Source organism: Sphingobacterium sp. UME9 (assembly GCF_014170215.1).
In the GTDB taxonomy this organism is placed as follows: Bacteria; Bacteroidota; Bacteroidia; order Sphingobacteriales; family Sphingobacteriaceae; genus Sphingobacterium; species Sphingobacterium paramultivorum.
The window spans coordinates 348570-366148 of sequence record NZ_LZZP01000005.1; the positions used below are offsets into that span (position 1 = coordinate 348570).

A 17579-nucleotide genomic window follows, 5' to 3' on the forward strand; every position below is an offset into this window, starting at 1 on the left:
GACATCTTATGACAAAAAAAAGAATAGCATTACTGGCCATCCTCACTTGTATGACAGGTTTGAGCCAGGGACAAGATATTATCAAAAGCCGCAATTATCCACAAAATTATTTTGTACGGCCCATGGACATTCCGCCGCAGGCTTCAGGATCGTTCGGCGAATTGCGCGCAACGCATTTCCATGGCGGGGACGATTATCGGACACAACAACGCATCAATATTCCTGTGCATGCAGCGGCGGAAGGTTTTGTATCCCGCGTCAGGGTACAGATAGGTGGTGGTGGTAATTATGTTTATATTGATCACCCCAATGGTTACACATCGGTATACATGCACCTAGAAAGTTTCAATTCGGATCTTGCTAAAATCATCAAAGATGAGCAGTACAAGCAGAAACGTTTTGATGTCGATGTATTCCTCAAACCAAATCAGGTCCCGGTGAAAAAAGGCGAGTTTATTGCAAATTCGGGCAATACAGGTGGCTCTGCAGGTCCGCATCTTCATTTTGAAATCCGTGATACAAAAGCGCAGCTACCACTCAATCCACAATTGTTCGGACTGCTCTTTCCGGATGGTGTAAAACCGATCATCCGCGGCATGACGGTCTATGATTTAGGCTCCGAACTGTTTGATGAAAATACGCCCCGCAGACATCAAACGATCAAATCCGTTGGTAGCGGCAATTATAGTTTAGCAACAAACGCCCCCATCTCTGTGAATGGCACCTTTGGGCTAGGCATTAACACGGTTGATAAACGCAGTGGTATCTCATTTACGTATGGCGTCTACTCGATCGAACTTTTTTTGGACAACAAAAACATCAGTACGGTGCTGTTTGAATCAATCCCTTTTGATCAGACCCGTGCGATCCAGTCTTACGTCGACTACCCCTACTTAAAAAAATCCGGTGTACGCGTTCAAAAAAGTTTTAAAGATCCAAACAATCCGATCAACATCTATAAACACCTGGACAACCTGGGAAAAATCGAATTGAAAGACAATGAGGTCCATGAGGTAAAATATGTTGTCAAGGATGTTCAAGGGAATACGAGCGAATTGAATTTTAAGGTGCAGAATAACCCTTCACTTTCCATCAGCCGTACAGGTGCTACAGGCCTCAAAATGTTCCACTATGCTGACGAGAATAAATATGAAGCGGAGAATGCTCGGGTTTATATGAGCAAAAATATATTGTATGACGACCTTTACTTCAATTATTCGCAGGGAGCAAAACCTGCAAAAGGCTACTCGGCAATGCACTATATCCACAACGCTTATACACCGGTATTCGGATACTACAAACTCATGATCAAACCAGACTACAGCTTGTCTGAAAATCTTTATGACAAAGCTTTGATTGTTTCTTCCGACGGCGGAGCACAGGGAGGTAAATATGAGAACGGTTGGGTTGTGGCCAATGTACGCGAGTTTGGCGGTTTTTATGTTGCTGTTGACACCATTGCACCGAATATTGTCGCACGTAACCTGACCGACGGAAAGAATGTGAGTGGACAGCAATCCATTGACTTTACAATCAGCGACAATCTCTCTGGAATAGATACTTTTGGCGCTTATATTGATGGAAAATGGGCCTTGATGAAATATGATCCTAAAACGAGACATATCTGGCACGACTTCGAACCCGACTTAAGCAGTGGCCGACATGAGTTTAAACTCGAAGTGAAAGACAATAAAGGGAATTTAAAGACATACGAAGCTTCTTTTATGAGGTAGACCCCTAATTTTTGGCAATAAATCAGGGGGTTCAAGAGATTAATCGTATCTTAATCGACTAAATACAATGTAATATGGCAACACTAGAAATAGGACAGAAAGCACCGGATTTCAGTGCAAAAAATCAAAATGGTGAAACAGTCCATCTTTCAGATTTTAAAGGGAAAAAAGTTATTTTATATTTTTATCCAAAAGACAATACCCCAGGCTGCACCACGGAGGCCTGCAATTTCAGAGACAATTATCAGTCTTTGAAAAAAGATGGTTTTGAAATCATAGGCGTAAGTGTGGACGGCGAGGCATCGCACCAAAAATTCATCAGCAAACATGAGCTTCCTTTTCAGCTGCTTGTAGATGAAGACAAGAGCCTTGTAGAGGCTTATGGTGTATGGGTAGAAAAGAACATGTATGGTAAAAAGTATATGGGCACAGCACGCACCACTTTTGTGATTGATGCAGATGGCATTATCCAGCATATCATCAAAAAAGTAGATAACAAAAATGCGTCCCAGCAGATCCGTGATTTAGGCATTTAAAGAATACCTCTTATCAAGAATCTTATATCTAAAATCTAAAACTAATATCTATATTTGCCACTTATGAGCAAACAGACAGACGACTTTTTCAAAAGTGTAGTATCACACGCGAAGGAATACGGTTTTGTATTTCAATCGAGCGAAATATATGACGGATTAAGTGCCGTCTACGATTACGGTCAATTAGGTTCGGAATTAAAAAACAACCTAAAGACTTATTGGTGGAAATCCATGGTGCAATTGCACGAAAACATTGTTGGTATTGATGCCGCAATTTTCATGCACCCTACGACATGGAAAGCCTCTGGTCACGTTGATGGCTTTAACGACCCGATGATCGACAATAAGGATTCAAAAAAACGTTACCGTGCTGATCAATTGATCGAAGATAAGATTGCACGTTATGAGGCAGATGGCAAGACAGCAGAAGCTGCTGCATTATTAGACGCTTTGAATACCGCATTGAATGCAGACGATTTAGCTGGACTAAAAACCATCATTGAAGAACATAATATCGTATGTCCGGTTTCAGGCACCAAAAATTGGACTGAAGTACGTCAATTTAATTTGATGTTTGCAACTCAGATGGGTGCTATGGCAGATGGAGCAGATCAAGTTTATCTTCGCCCTGAAACTGCACAAGGTATTTTCGTCAACTTCCTGAACGTTCAAAAGACAGGACGTATGAAAATTCCTTTTGGTATTGCACAAATTGGTAAAGCTTTCCGTAACGAAGTAATTGCACGTCAGTTTATCATGCGTATGCGTGAATTCGAGCAAATGGAAATGCAATTTTTCTGCCGCCCGGGTACTGAATTGGAATGGTACAACAAATGGAAAGAGACACGCTTGAAATGGCACTTGGCATTGGGCTTCGATCCATCAAACTACCGTTACCACGATCACGACAAATTAGCGCATTACGCAAATGCTGCAGTTGATATTGAATTCAACTTCCCATTCGGATTCAAAGAAGTTGAAGGTATCCACTCGCGTACAGATTTTGACTTGAAACAACATCAGGAATTTTCTAAAAAGAAAATGCAATATTTTGATCCTGAAATCAATCAAAACTACATTCCATATGTAATTGAAACTTCAATTGGATTGGATCGCCTTTTCTTAACTGTATTATGTAACTCTCTGGTAACGGAAGATCTTTCTACAGCAGAAAAACAAGATTCTCGTGTTGTATTGAAATTTCCACCAGCATTGGCACCGGTAAAAGCTGCAATTTTACCATTGACCAAAAAAGATGGTTTACCAGAAAAAGCACGTGAGATCCTAAATACGTTAAAATTGGATTACAACGTTCAATATGACGAAAAAGATGCCATTGGAAAACGTTACCGTCGTCAAGACGCAATCGGAACACCAATCTGTATTACAGTCGATTACGATTCTCTGGAAGACAACACCGTAACCATCCGTCACCGCGATACGATGGCACAGGAACGTGTTGCCATTGCCGATCTTGAAAAAATATTGAATGACTTGGCTGGTTGGAATACCTTGCTAAAAAAATTGATATAGCCAATCCGCTATCACAGAAAAGGTGTCCATTGCTGGACACCTTTTTGTTTTAATAGATGTAGGGCGGCTAGATGCTAAGTACAATAACTGTGCTAGTATTCTATCACAATATGATCGTCCCAATGTTCATTCTTCACGATCTGAAAACCCAAATTCCCATTGGCAGTCTCCAGCAATTTGCCCTTAAACTGTATTTGAACATTATTTCGGATTTCGCTTCCCAGTTCAAATGTACGCAGTAATTGGCCGTCTTTGAAAACTCGAAACTGATACCGAATAGCCTTGTTATCGAGATAATAGCCCATAAATTGGTTGAACGAAAAACTTTGATCAGCTACCGTAAAATGTGGGACAACCGTCAACACACTTTTATCGAACTGATCACTACTTCGCGTCATAAAAGGATAATAATGAAATACAGGATGAAGTTGCTCCACCTGAATACTATCAATTGCGCTCAGATCTTCGCTGTCTGTAAAGGTCAACTTGACCTCACTGTAGATCCGGTTTAACTTCAGTACCCGCTCTAGCGCCCCCTTAACCTCAAAGGTATCCCGACCTGCAAACAACTCCGCAGATTGTTCAGAAAAAGCATTCGTAGCATAAAAGTGTTCAAAATCCACAGCCTCCGCCATAATCAGCGGCAATGTTGAATTTTTAGCAATCAGACTCAGGTAATAGGTTCCATTTGGCAATTCAACATCGAAAGTTTCCTGCGAATTAAGTACGCCCGATTTGATCATGGCCTTCGATTTTGCATCGAACACATGGTAGTAAAATTTGCTTGGTAAAGCCTGCGGCTTTACTTGCCCATAAATCATCAAGTTATCCATCTTAAAGGTACCCGTCGTTGGACTGTAGCCCACTCCACCGTCTCTGCTCCCGGCAAATAATGAGATTTTCAACCAAAGCTCTTTGCTGCTGCCAAGCGAAATATTTGCCAACGATGTACTTATTGGAATTTTAGCTGAAAGTTGCACATTCGGGGGATACCTGATTGTGTCCGAGAGCACTGAAAAACTATTTCCCATATCCAGGGAATAGCTCAACATGAGCGCTCTTGGTCCTGTACTCGAACTATTGCCATCAAACGTCCAGCTGCCTAAGGATTGAATACCTTTGGTAGGGATTTTAATTAGGATCTCTTTCCCGCCCTTAAAACTTATGGCTTTTCCCGTTGCGGGCCAACCGCCCAAAAAATCATAGTCTGTCTTTGCATTGTTGTAATCGATCAAAACAGCGGCATCGAGTGCAACTTCTGGAACAGTGTTGCTATTATCAAACGTCCAGTGGTACAGCAATTCGTTTTCGGAAGCAGCTCCGCTCAGCGCAGCTCGTTTTGCCGTGGTTGATTGTTTTTTTAGAGGAGTAACAATCGCTTCAAAATCCTTGACTTTGAATTTTACCGCATGAATTGTTTCATCGTTTTCATCGGGAAGTTTTGCATGCTTTTTGCACGAAGGCATTGCGGCTAAAACCAGGATGAATACGCATGAAAGAATTCCCCAAGTTGACTTGGATTTTCTTTTCATAAATATAAATGATTTATAAGTTAATTAACCGGCAGATTAAAATTAACTTATAAATCATTTCACTCCAATAGTATAACTAAAAAGTTACAATCGTTTTCTCGCTTTTGCAAGTGGTCTCTTTATCTATTTTTTGAACGTATATCTTTCCAGAAGAGGTTGTTAATTTCATTTTGAGCACATTATTCACCCCTGTTGGACGTACATACTCGCCATTAAATTCGTCCCATTCATAAATCGGATTACCTTCTTCATTCAACCAGATATAGTTATAACGCGCATCGACTTTATCTTTTACCGTCAACTGTAATGTGTTTTTCTTCTTGTCGATTTTAACCTGAATATTCTTTGGCTTATCAATTTTGTCCAATGTGTTGATGTAAACTTTTGTTTTCTCGGAAACCCGGTCATCCCAAATACCACGGACGAGGTATACTTTTGATTCCACAATATTTTGCAAAAAAATATTATTGCCCGTCTCTTCCCAAAACCCTGTGGCGGCATCATACCAGCGATATTCAAGTCCTGCAATAGGATGCTTCACTGTAAGCACCTGAGCACCACCATAACAGGTTTCCAATGTATCGCCCCATGTGATCGATGGCTTCGCTAAATCAATCAATTTTACCTGATTAAATGTCCACACAACCGAGTCTCGATGGTTGACATAGGATGGATTCCGTAATAGATTTGTCGTATCCTGAATCATCACCTTCAACGTATTCGCTCCAACGCTTAGCATTCCCGGATCGAGGTAAATCGAATCAATGTCGGTCGCAATTGTTTGATCATTCAACAACCAGGACATTTTAAAGGTATTCGGGGAAGGTTTTGCCAGACGTAGCGAAAACTTTTGAACACTATCTAAGGTAATCGGCTTATCGAGGGCAGGTTTTACCTGAATAAATGGACTTGACTTTTTCTTGATGGAAGCAACAAATTGCTCTTGACAAACGGGACAAAATGGAGCTACCAGGTATTGCATTTTACAATATTCATGTGGTCTAAACCAGTTAGAGGGCGAACCTTTACCACCATAAGAATAAATACCAACTCCGTCTTTTCCAAGCCAGTATTTCCAGGGGACCTGCTTTGCATCTGCCGATTGTGAGCGGTTTGCAGACTCAATAGCATATTGATTCCCAGCCCAATACTCATCCGCAAGCTGGGCAAAGGAATGTCCAATTTCGTGCACCGCGATGTCATTGCTCTTAAAATTAACAGTAGAAGTTGCCCATTTTCCTCCTGAACCACCATAAAATGGGGAATTGACCAGCACAACGACCTGTGTATAATTTGGGGTATGCATTTTCAATACCTCTTCAATACGATCATTTTTCTGCGGTACAACCAAACGATGTAAACCACCATTGTCAAAGCTGCTTCCAAAAATCGTGTTCGGATGAGCAATCGGAACAGCATGATCTCGTGTAAACTTATTGTAACGTGGGGGATATTTACTCAGATCGGTTTCACCATGTACACAGTCACCCGCTTTGCAGTCGTGCACTGCACCAGATTCCTCGGAGATCGTACGAATAGCAAACACATTAAAAAAACTGCTGTATTGCTTGAAGGGTTCGATCGCGAAAAAATAGTTGGTAAACTGCTTGGCATCGGCAGCGTAATCATCCAGCTGTGCTTTGGTGTAACCGTCCCCCAAAATGACCAGATTGACAATATGCTTATCCGTTCCTTGGTATTGCAATGTATCAATCTTAAAAAGAGAAGATTGGGCCCGGAGCTGCAGCGCAGATATACATAAAACTATGAGTGCAATAAATAGATTTTTATTCATCGAATGGTTATCGTTAGAACTCAAAAATACCATTTTAGCACCTGCTATTTTTAAATTTTATTGACGAGTCTTTCTCCGATATTGTCAACAAAACCATTCTTCCGATTTCCGCGGAGGGGAGCCTACCAAAAATCAACGGGATGAGGATCCTGCCATAGCTCGGAAATCTCCATAGACTATTCCATTAAACGGCATAGTAACATCCGCCAAACAGCCTAGTCGCGCATACGATGTTCCTGTACATATTCACTCGGCGAAAGTTTGGTTATTTTCTTGAACACCCGATTGAAATTGACAACATTGTTAAACCCTGTTTTAAAAGCGATATTAGAAACACTTTCCGAAGATTCGTCAATCAACATTTTACAGGCGCGTTCAATCCGGATTTCATTGAGGAAGGTAACATAGGTTTTCCGGGTATGTTTCTTAAAATACTTGCAAAATGCGTGTGGCGTCATGTGTGCTACCGCAGCTATATCTTCCAAGGAAATTTTGTCTCCAAAATGCTGGAAAGTATATTGGAATATTTCATTGATTCGCAATCCTTCGGCATCTGAGAACTTCTTTTGTGGAATACCTGTATACAGCGAAGTCCATTGATCTACTTTTTTACTTAAAAAATTAATCAGCTTCACAAACGAGAGAAGACGATCTATGCCCGCACTCACGTTAATCTGTACAAATTTTTCTTTCAACGCGACAGAGTGCTCCGCATCCAATTTTTTACTGACGTTGATGTGTTCCAGGAAATACTTGACATCATCGAATTCAGGAAAATCCAGAAAGGGTTTAAAATGCTCGTAGTCGAAAAAAATATGGATGGCATGAATGCCATCCCTTATATCTTCCCCCGTTTTGAACATATGCGGTTCATCCGCATCAACGATATAGATCTCGTCCTCTTCAAAACTATGTGTAAAGTTGCCAATCATAAAGGTTCCCCGCCCTTTCAGAATATAGGTCAGCTGGATTTCCTTGTGTCGGTGATAGTTGCTATAGAATGAAGGCAGAATGTCTTCCTGCACACAAATAGATCCTTGGTAAACAACCGGAACTGTAAATTGAACGACTTTCATTACGTATTGAAATAACAAATATTAAACAGTTAATTCAAATGTAAGATTTTTTAAGACAATAATCGTTAATTTTTAGCAAGAAATTCCTTTACCTTCCCTAAAAACTGAGGCATTGCTGGATCCTCACCACTCAAGGATAAAATTTGGAAGGTCTGCGGATTTATCCATAGATAACTTGGCGTACGATCTATACCAAAATCATTTTCCATCGTTGCTTGGTCGTTATAATTCAAAAAATAGCTCTGCTTGCCTAGGGCGAGCTCTTTACTTGATTTGATCCATTTATCCAAATCCTTATCCAGCGAAAAATAGATAACCCTTACCCCCATAGCGTTCAACTGAGATTCTTTTTTCCGTAACATCACTATATCTGCCTTGCTATTTGTATTGGAAGTTCTCCAAAACGCGGCTATCAGCATTTTAGCTTTTGAAATATCCTTTAAATTCAAACTATCCCGCTCTACATTCATCGGGCTAATAGCAGGAAATACAGGCATATTTTCATAGAAGTCTTTCACCCTATCGACCTTTTCGCGGGCAAATTTAAAATAAGGATGCTTCTGCAAATCCGTATTAAAACTCAGCAATGCCGCATCGAATTTTTTATAATTCGTCTGATCCAAGGAGATGTATTTAAAAAAATAAGGCAATACTAAGGATGAACGGTGGGTACTATCGAGAATAAAATCGGCGTATAGTATGCGTGGATTAAATGCGGCATTGCCGCTTAAGCGCTGTATTTCATCCACTGCTTTTTCATAGGAACCATCATTTCTTGCAGCCATCGAAGGCAACTGGCTCTCCAACTGCCTTACCCGTTGGCTTTTATTTGCCGTTCTATTTTTTTCCTCCTCCTCACGCTGTTTGTAGTTCGCATTGAACTGTATGAAATCCTTGGCATTCTGCGAAGAGGTTGTCAAGGTAAACTTGCCCTGATTTTCACTCAAATCATAGTCACTCCCGCCTTCGACAAATAATGTATAGGCCTCCAAACCCTTTATCTGAATATCATAAAATCCGGCCATGGCTAGTTCGCCTTCCAAAACAAATTGCCCATTGGCAACCGGCGTTTTTACAAATTGCTGCAGTTTATTATCGTGATCGACGAGGCTCACCTGAGTCCCGTCCGCGGCAGTGGTTTTTCCAGTTATCTTATAGCTAAAGCTATTCAACAAGGCGGCTGTCTTCGCCGATTCGGACTTTTGTGTACAGGCTGTCGTCCCCAAGGCCAGCACAGAAATCAAGCAAAAATATTTAACGAACTTCATAATCTTTATAGTTTCCGTTTTCAAATAGACGAAGCTTTCCTTTTTTACCTTTAATCTGCAAGGCGGAAACCTTTCCATTTTCCCATTTGATGTCTACGGTATAGTTTCCACGGGTTTTAAGTCCCTTAACTTCACCCTTTGACCAGGCTTTGGGTAGAGCAGGTAATAGATGGATATAACCGTTGTGACTCTGTATCAACATCTCGGCAATCCCGGCTGCGCCGCCGAAGTTTCCGTCTATCTGAAAAGGCGGATGCGCACAGAACAAATTAGGGTAGGTACCTGCCCCGACTCCCTGATAGGTTGTTTCATTGGTAAAAGCGGGCTTAAGCAACTGCCTTAGAATTTCGAGTGCATGATCACCATCCTGTAATCTCGCCCAAAACAATATTTTCCAAGCTCTAGACCAGCCAGTTCCTTCGTCGCCACGTACAGCTAAAGTCTTACGTGCTGCGTCAGCCCATTCAGGTGTTGTCTGTGGCGAGATAAATGCCGCGGGATACAGACCATATAAATGTGATACATGTCGATGTTTAGGTTCAACTTCCTGATAGTCCTCGAGCCATTCCATCACGCGCCCCGATGGGCTAACGACTACCGGCGGAGGGATATCCTTCAGCTTCGCTTTCAAGGCGCCGGCAAAACTATCGTTCGTCGCAAGGATAGAATCAGCTTGAATCACTGCCTGGTATAATTCCCGTACGATCTGGTTATCAATGGTAGGTCCCATTACAACCGCAGCAACTTTTCCATTGGCCATTCGGAAAGCATTTTCCGGCGACACAGACGGTGAAGTGACCCACCATCCTGTTTTAGGGTCCTGAACCAATGTATGATCGTAGAACTCTGCCGCTCCTTTGAGTATCGGATAAATCTCTTTGAGGTAATTTTTGTCCCCGGTAAACAGATAATGTTCCCAGAGATGGTTACATAACCAGCCTGATGCCGTACTCGCTCCCCAGGAAGCCTGCTCACCCGGAGCGGAATACCCCCAGATATTCGTCATCATATAGACCACCCAACCCGGTGCGTTATAGTAAGCCTTTGCTGTCTGCTCGCCAGTTTTTGCAATCCGCTTTATCATTTCAATAAAAGGCTTATGATATTCGCTCAGGTTATTGACCTCCACGCCCCAATGATTCATCTGTGCATTGATATTGAGATGATAGTCACCATTCCAAGGTGTATTGATCTGATTAGCCCATAGTCCCTGCAGATTTGGCGGCAGAGAATTTGTATTTTTAGGAGCAGCACTTGAAATATTCAAATACCTTCCATACTGATAATAAATCGTGGCCAGATCAGGGTCCTGAACTGGATTTTTATAGAAATTGGCAATCCGTTCATTAGTCGGAATAGCGTTATTCGCCGTATTTCCAAACAAATTAAGATTTACCCGATTAAAGATTTTTTGATAGGCAGCAAGATGGTTTTTATATATTTTCTGTTCGTCAGCAGTTTTTGCTGCTGCAACAGCCGCTTTGACAACAGGTAAAGGATCCTTCCCATAATAGGAAGTACTTGCTGAGAAATAGACCGTGAGACCGCCTTTTGCAGACAGCTCTAAGGTTTTATCCTTTTTACTGATCTGCAGATTTTTACCTTTAACCTGAATTAATCCAACGAATTTCAGATTTTTACCTCCCTTTCCATCAGGCAAAGATCCCTCGATCAGAATCCCATCGTCCAACAAGGTATAACGGTCAATATTTTCCTGGCGCTGAAATGATATGCCTAACTGCTGTACCTCATCTTTATGTTGACTCAATTGGATAACACCTACATTATTGTCAAAAGAAGTATAATAACGGCGTTGGACCTGTTGGCCGTTGATCTTGAATGAAGTTTGTGCCGAGGCCGTCGCTAAGTCCAAGGAACGCTTGTAATCTTGGATCGTTCCAGCGGGCAATTTATAATCCAGCAAAAGGTCGCCGAATAGCTGATAACAGCCATAGGGAACCTTTGCACCATTACCAAAACCGGACCCCTTGCCTTTGGTCACAAAAGTTTCATTGACCAGTTTTTCGGCTTCATCATTTTTACCTGCTTTAAGCAGTGCCTGAATAGCTTCAACATTTTTGTAGGCTTCATAATTATTGGGATCTTCTGGACTGCCCGACCACATACTGATCTCGTTGAGTACGATCTTTTCCTGACTAGGGTTTCCATCTGGCATCATGCCGATAAGTCCATTTCCCAATGGCAGAGTTTCTTCCCAAACCTTCGCGGGCTTATTATACCAAAGTACGAGTGGATTTTGCTGAGCAAAAAGAGTCGTGGTATGACAAATACATACCACGATAAACATTAAGAATTTATTTGCCATACAATTCAAGTTCCGCTATGGCTAATTCATTGCCGTCGATAAATTGTTTTGGTTCAAATTTGATAAACTTGGTTGCGCTGTTCGTATCAAAAAACACCTGTTGCAAAATTGGATTTGCCTTAATATTGGAAAACTCGCCCTCTTTAACAAGGGTCCATGTTTTCCCGTCGGTACTGGTTGAGATTTTATAATGTGTTGGTGTCCCTATGTTCTTTCCATCCTGACGAGGAAGGAAGCCGATACCAGAAACAGGTTTGTCTGTAGCGACAACGATTACACCTTGATCGGCAACAGTCGCAAAAGTACTTGGTTTTCCGTCAGATATATAAGCATTATTATTAGATCTACCTGTCGAAATCTTAAATCCGGTCAGCTTTTTCACCTCTTTGGTATTAAATGCAAAGGGCTCGTTATACTCCTTGAACAATCCAAAATCACTGAGCGTAATCGCTACAGGAGCATAAACATGAAGACGTAATTTACTTGCAGTTTGAGGTTGCTCGAGTTTGATGAGTCGGTTTGCGCCGATACTTGTTGCTTTGGCCAAAGGCTTCCAGCTGTTATTTTCCCAACGTTCAATCGAAACACTATCGATACGTTGTCCCAACTTAATATTCTCTCTCAACTGAATAAGATCGAACTTCGCTGGGGATTTTAATTTTATTTCCAATGTTGCCGATGTTTTGGAATCGTCTGTTGCCCAATAGCTATAGCGATCATTATCGGTAATAAATGAAGTCCCATAGGATTTTGAATCACCATTACGGACATTGGATGCCGTGATGGTTGCTCCCTTAGCCAGATTTGTACGGAAAGTTTCCTTCACTTTTTTTCCAAAAGCCTGCAACGACTTCACATCATTCTCATGTAATGTACCAGAAGGCATCGGTGCTAAGCCAAGATTCATGCATGCTCCTCTTCCAACTGATTTTAAATAGATCTCAAAAAGCTGATTTGGTGTTTTTACACGACTATCTTGTTCTTCATGATAAAACCATCCCGGACGTTGTGGCACGTCGCATTCAGCAGGTATCCAATATTTACCATTACGGTCGCCTGTTTCGGCATTATGTGATTCTGTTGCTCCAGGTACAGCGACTTTTCCATTTAAGCCAATCGGCGTAAATGTTGCCCATGATGTTTCAGCAGCAAATCCTTTTTCATTACCCACCCAACGCATATCCGGACCGATATCTGAGAAAATAACGGCTTCAGGCTGTAATTTACGTACGATAGGCCAGGTTTTTTCATGCCACTGATAGTAAGTTGTTCGATCAATAATACGCTTCCCTTCATGGCCACCATAAAAGCCATCACCTCCATTTGCTCCGTCATGCCAAGACGTAAACAATGGACCATAATTGCTCATCAATTCAGTCAGCTGCTGTCTGTAGGCTTCAGCATAGGCCGGAGTACCGTAACGTTCGTCGTGACGATCCCAAGCAGAAAGATATACACCAAATTTCATCCCATTTTGATGGGTCGCTTGCATAAAATCTTTGACCATATCACCTTTTCCATTTTCCCATGGTGAAGAAGCGATACTATAGGATGTTGTCTTGGTTGGCCACAAACAGAATCCATCATGGTGCTTCGCCACACTAATTAAGCCCCTGAAACCACCTGCTGCAGCTGCCTTAGCAATTTGATTTGCGTCAAAAGCCGAAGGATTAAACAACGAGGGCTGTGCGTCACCATAACCCCACTCCTTATTTTGGAAAGTTGTCGGCGTATAATGAATCAAACAATACGTTTCCATCTCTTGCCACTTTAATTGACGCTCGGTTGGCAGAGCCCCGTAAGCTTTTAAAGTATCTGATTTGGCTACAGGCCCGCTGGAAAGTAAAATGGAGGATAACAAGATTGTCAACATAGTCTATATTTATGTGCTAGAAAATTAGGTTGTAAAGCCCTAAGATAAGAAGTTTTGCAAAATGCTGTATGTAACATTTGCGTACAAAACCGACCGATGCTCAGCTCCAATAGGATTTATCCCTAGGTCAAATCGTATTCTTTGTTTTAATCAATCGATTGATTAAAACAAGAATTCCAATTTATCAATGGTACTATTTACAGCCAATTATTTAACTTTTCGTATACCGGCATAAGCGATTTTTTATCTTCAACACCAAAGAAAAACATGCTGTACCTCGATTGATATGCTATATCAACACAAAACTGTTCTTTTTTCACCCTAATTTCCCCAAAAATCTGATTCTTTCGCTTGTCGTTCAAACAAAAATCATCCATCCGTTATTAATAGAGGATAAAGTAGTTAACAGCATTCGACTAGATGCTCCATTGGGCTATACTTGAGATTGGCATGATAATTATAAGTATAGGGCAGAAAAAGGAATGTTTTTTCTGAAAGTGTCTGTCTTTATTGACCAAAAAGAACCTTCAGGTTGTTTTCATGGTTTTTGATGCTGAAGAAATAATGAAAGTTTTATATTATTAAAAATGATTATGAGAGGAAATTTAATGATTTTAGCGGTTGCATTGGCGTTTTCAACAATCGCATGTAACACAACTGGAAAAAAAGCTGAGGCAACAGGTAGCGGCGACACTGCGACTACGGTTCAAAAACCAAGCACAGTGGACAATTCGTCTTTGGAAGGCACCTGGGAACTTAAATCCCTGACCACACCAGAGACTGCAGGAAAACAACTTAAGGATTTATTTAAGGACAAAATTCCAACATTAACTTTCAACACAAAAGACCACAAAGTAGATGGTAACAACGGTTGTAATGGTATTGGTGGAACCTACGAAAGCGAAAAAGGCAATTCGATCAAAATCGGAGATAAATTGGTTTCAACCATGATGCATTGTGAGAACGCAGCTTACAACGAATTTATGAATGGTTTAAAGTCTACGACAAACTTTGATGTACGGGATAATGAATTGACATTTATTTCTGGAGATATCGTGGTGATGCAATTCGTAAAAAAATAAGTTAGTTTAATGATATAAAAAAGGCTAGTAAAATTTACTGGCCTTTTTTTATTTAGGAGTCGAGGTTATCCACCAGGTTATGCTTCGGATAACATTCACAACCATTGATTCATCCCAAAGCATAAAGTTTAATCGTATTATGTTTCATTAATTGAAGAGGCTCACGTCCCATTTTTTCTCACTTGGCGGAGTTCGTTGGCCATTTTCAAAGATCGTTACAGTAGTTTTTTTTAAATAATTATTTTTGGACAGTGCCCTCGGCATAAGATCTTCAAGTACTGTAAGTCCTCTTACCTTATTTTCTTGTGTATCATAATTACTAAATATTTCTACTGTCTTGGAGGTAACATAGGAAAATTCAGATACAATACTGTCCAAATTTTGTTTTTGATTAAAATAAAACGTCTTGTCGGTATATAATTTACCGTCAACATATCGATATTCTTTTTTCAACCGGTTCCCCTCATATTCATAGCTATAGAAATTAGTGGAGACATCTTTTTGAACGATTGTTCTTTCAACAATCAACTTATTCCGATACAATAATTCATGCGTTTCAGTAAAAGCCATCATTGCATTGGTACTCTTTTTTTTCAATATTGCTCGATTGCCACTTAAGTTAACATCCCAATAAATTTCATCGGTAAAATAAGGCTTGTAACCTGTTGCCAAAGGTAATGGCATCACATCACCGGTAATGCGTGTAAGTTTATTCCCTTTATAGGTCAGTTTCATCTCGCTCAATGCAGATATTAGCTCTCTCTCTATATAAGAGTTTAAATAAAAAATCGCAATTTTTTTCGGTTTGTTCCCTAAGTCCATTTCTCCTTCCTTTGAACAGGAAAAGCAAAGCACTAGGAATATAGTACAAGGCAAAAGCCATATTTTTTTCATAAAATGGGTTATTTCATTGCTAATTATACAAATATAAAATTTTCATCTCGTACCTTTACACATCATGAAACAAGATCAATCTAAAATCATACGTGAACAGGTCGATCGTTCAGCACTTCGCGAACATTCGACTCCTTTATACCTTACATCAAGTTTTATCTTCGACAGCGCTGAACAAGGTCGGGCGGTCTTTGCTGGCGAAGAGGATGCAATGATTTATTCCCGCTATGCCAATCCAAATACTTCAGAATTCATCAACAAAGTTTGTATTCTTGAAGGTGCAGAAGCAGGATTGTCTTTTGCATCAGGTATGGCAGCAGTATTTGCTTCCTTTGCAGGAATTATCGAAAGTGGAGACCATATCGTTTCTTCACGCGCAATATTCGGCTCCACACATCAGTTATTTACGGAACTATTCCCACGTTGGGGTGTTACCACAACTTACGTAGACGCAGCTAATCCTGAAGAATGGGAAAAAGCAATCCAGCCGAATACGAAAATCATCTTTTTAGAATCGCCATCCAACCCTGGTCTGGAATTGGTTGATTTGGAATGGTTGGGTAAATTCAAGGAGAAATATCCTCATATCATTCTGTCGATCGACAACTGCTTTGCCACACCTTATCTTCAGAAACCGATTCAATATGGATTTGACCTGGTTATCCATTCGGCGACCAAATATATGGATGGGCAAGGGCGTGTCTTAGGTGGAATTGTTGTCGGAAAACAAGAGCTAATCGACAAATTGATGTTCTTCATCCGGCATACAGGCCCGGCGCTATCCCCATTCAATGCCTGGATCATATCAAAAAGTTTAGACACGTTGGGCATCCGTATGGACCGCCATTGTTCTAACGCATTGGCTTTGGCCGAGGCATTGGAAAATCATGCGGAAATTGAGGATGTAAAATATCCATTTTTACCAAGCCATCCACAATATGAGCTGGCCAAGAAACAGATGAAAGCTGGTGGCGGTATTGTAACCTTTGTTGTCAAAGGTGGTTTTGAGCGAGCAAAAGCCTTTGTAGATCATTTGGAAATGATTTTATATACCTCTAATTTAGGAGATTCAAGATCAATCGCAACGCATCCAGCCTCCACCACACACTCAAAGTTATCGGAAGATGAACGCCTGAACTTAGGTATCAGACCAGGCAGCATCCGTCTGTCGGTGGGTTTGGAAGATCAACAAGATATCATCAACGACATCTTGCAGGCTCTGGAGAAAACAAAATAACAACAAGAAGACATATTAAATAAAAAAGCCTTTGCTTGTGCAAAGGCTTTTTTATTCATTCACATCCTTCTTAATTCAACGATGCGATCGCTGCGGCATAGTTTGGCTCGTCAGCAATTTCTGCAACTTGCTCTTCATACAACACTTTTCCAGTTTCATCTAATGTAATGACAACACGGCTCAACAAACCCGCCAAAGGTCCGTCCGCAATAGCCAATTGATAAGCATCTGAAAAGTTTGAATCTTTATACTCTGATAATGTCACTACATTATTTAGACCTTCTGCTGCACAAAAACGACCTTGTGCAAAAGGTAGATCTTTCGATATACATAACACTACAGTATTATCCAACTGCGATGCTTCTTTATTAAATGCACGTACGGAAGCGGCACAAGTTCCGGTATCTACACTAGGAAAAATATTTAATACAATTTTTTTTCCCTTGAAGTCTACTAGAGACTTATCGGAAAGATCGCCTGCAGTTAATTTAAAATCAGGAGCTTGCTCGCCAACCTGTGGTAAACTGCCTTTCGTGTTTACTGGATTGCCTTTAAAAGTGATTGTAGCCATATAATATGATCGTTTAATTTTTAGTATCCTTGCATTTAAAGGTACGAGCAAAAAAAATATTACACAACATTTATTAATTTTAGTCAAACATTTATTATGTTAGCATTGTATTTGATAGAGGAA

At 40.6% G+C, this 17579-nt stretch carries 13 protein-coding genes; 5 read left to right on the forward strand and 8 right to left on the reverse strand.

The window, feature by feature from the left end; all coding sequences use genetic code 11:
* Positions 1 to 8 precede the first annotated feature (8 nt).
* The 3 genes from A9970_RS10040 (at position 9) to A9970_RS10050 (ending at position 3802) form a co-directional block, all read left to right on the forward strand.
* On the forward strand, positions 9 to 1733 hold the full coding sequence (locus tag A9970_RS10040) for a M23 family metallopeptidase (protein WP_259655366.1): 1725 nt from the start codon (positions 9 to 11) through the stop codon (positions 1731 to 1733).
* Between the two features lie 74 nt (positions 1734 to 1807).
* Positions 1808 to 2269: a thioredoxin-dependent thiol peroxidase gene (gene bcp / locus A9970_RS10045; RefSeq protein WP_075994391.1), complete on the forward strand. Its 462-nt coding sequence runs from the start codon at positions 1808 to 1810 to the stop codon at positions 2267 to 2269.
* Positions 2270 to 2332: 63 nt separating this feature from the next.
* Complete coding sequence (locus tag A9970_RS10050) at positions 2333 to 3802, forward strand: glycine--tRNA ligase (RefSeq protein WP_075994392.1); 1470 nt, start codon at positions 2333 to 2335, stop codon at positions 3800 to 3802.
* Between the two features lie 92 nt (positions 3803 to 3894).
* Here A9970_RS10050 and A9970_RS10055 read toward each other — a convergent pair whose 3' ends face one another.
* The 6 genes from A9970_RS10055 to A9970_RS10080 all read right to left on the reverse strand — a co-directional run bounded on the left by A9970_RS10055 (position 3895) and on the right by A9970_RS10080 (position 13672).
* The gene (locus tag A9970_RS10055) at positions 3895 to 5334 is read right to left on the reverse strand and encodes a hypothetical protein (RefSeq protein ID WP_182982190.1); all 1440 of its coding nucleotides are present in this window, start codon (positions 5332 to 5334) and stop codon (positions 3895 to 3897) included.
* 76 nt (positions 5335 to 5410) lie between these two features.
* The gene (locus A9970_RS10060; protein WP_182982191.1) at positions 5411 to 7129 is read right to left on the reverse strand and encodes a M64 family metallopeptidase; all 1719 of its coding nucleotides are present in this window, start codon (positions 7127 to 7129) and stop codon (positions 5411 to 5413) included.
* Between the two features lie 215 nt (positions 7130 to 7344).
* Complete coding sequence (locus A9970_RS10065; RefSeq protein ID WP_070570223.1) at positions 7345 to 8205, reverse strand: AraC family transcriptional regulator; 861 nt, start codon at positions 8203 to 8205, stop codon at positions 7345 to 7347.
* Positions 8206 to 8270: 65 nt separating this feature from the next.
* Positions 8271 to 9473 carry a DUF4369 domain-containing protein gene (locus tag A9970_RS10070; RefSeq protein ID WP_182982192.1) on the reverse strand — a complete coding sequence of 401 codons (1203 nt, stop codon included), beginning with the start codon at positions 9471 to 9473 and terminating at the stop codon, positions 8271 to 8273.
* On the reverse strand, positions 9460 to 11799 hold the full coding sequence (locus A9970_RS10075) for a glycosyl hydrolase family 95 catalytic domain-containing protein (RefSeq protein ID WP_182982193.1): 2340 nt from the start codon (positions 11797 to 11799) through the stop codon (positions 9460 to 9462). Before A9970_RS10075 ends, A9970_RS10070 begins: the two co-directional genes overlap by 14 nt.
* Positions 11789 to 13672, reverse strand: coding sequence for an alpha-L-fucosidase (locus tag A9970_RS10080; RefSeq protein ID WP_182982194.1), 1884 nt, complete (start codon positions 13670 to 13672; stop codon positions 11789 to 11791). Before A9970_RS10080 ends, A9970_RS10075 begins: the two co-directional genes overlap by 11 nt.
* Before the next feature lie 593 nt (positions 13673 to 14265).
* On the opposite strand from A9970_RS10080, the gene A9970_RS10085 reads away from it, so the two are divergent.
* Entirely contained in the window at positions 14266 to 14754 is a 489-nt protein-coding gene (locus A9970_RS10085) for an META domain-containing protein (RefSeq protein ID WP_182982195.1), read from the forward strand.
* A gap of 147 nt (positions 14755 to 14901) precedes the next feature.
* Here the strand turns inward: A9970_RS10085 and A9970_RS10090 are convergent, their stop codons facing one another.
* Positions 14902 to 15576, reverse strand: coding sequence for a hypothetical protein (locus A9970_RS10090; RefSeq protein WP_182982196.1), 675 nt, complete (start codon positions 15574 to 15576; stop codon positions 14902 to 14904).
* Between the two features lie 136 nt (positions 15577 to 15712).
* Between A9970_RS10090 and A9970_RS10095 the strand changes: the two genes are divergently transcribed.
* The gene (locus tag A9970_RS10095; RefSeq protein WP_153844304.1) at positions 15713 to 16885 is read left to right on the forward strand and encodes a PLP-dependent aspartate aminotransferase family protein; all 1173 of its coding nucleotides are present in this window, start codon (positions 15713 to 15715) and stop codon (positions 16883 to 16885) included.
* Between the two features lie 70 nt (positions 16886 to 16955).
* On the opposite strand, the gene tpx is transcribed toward A9970_RS10095, so the two are convergent.
* On the reverse strand, positions 16956 to 17456 hold the full coding sequence (gene tpx / locus A9970_RS10100; RefSeq protein WP_120335038.1) for a thiol peroxidase: 501 nt from the start codon (positions 17454 to 17456) through the stop codon (positions 16956 to 16958).
* Between the last annotated feature and the right edge of the window lie 123 nt (positions 17457 to 17579).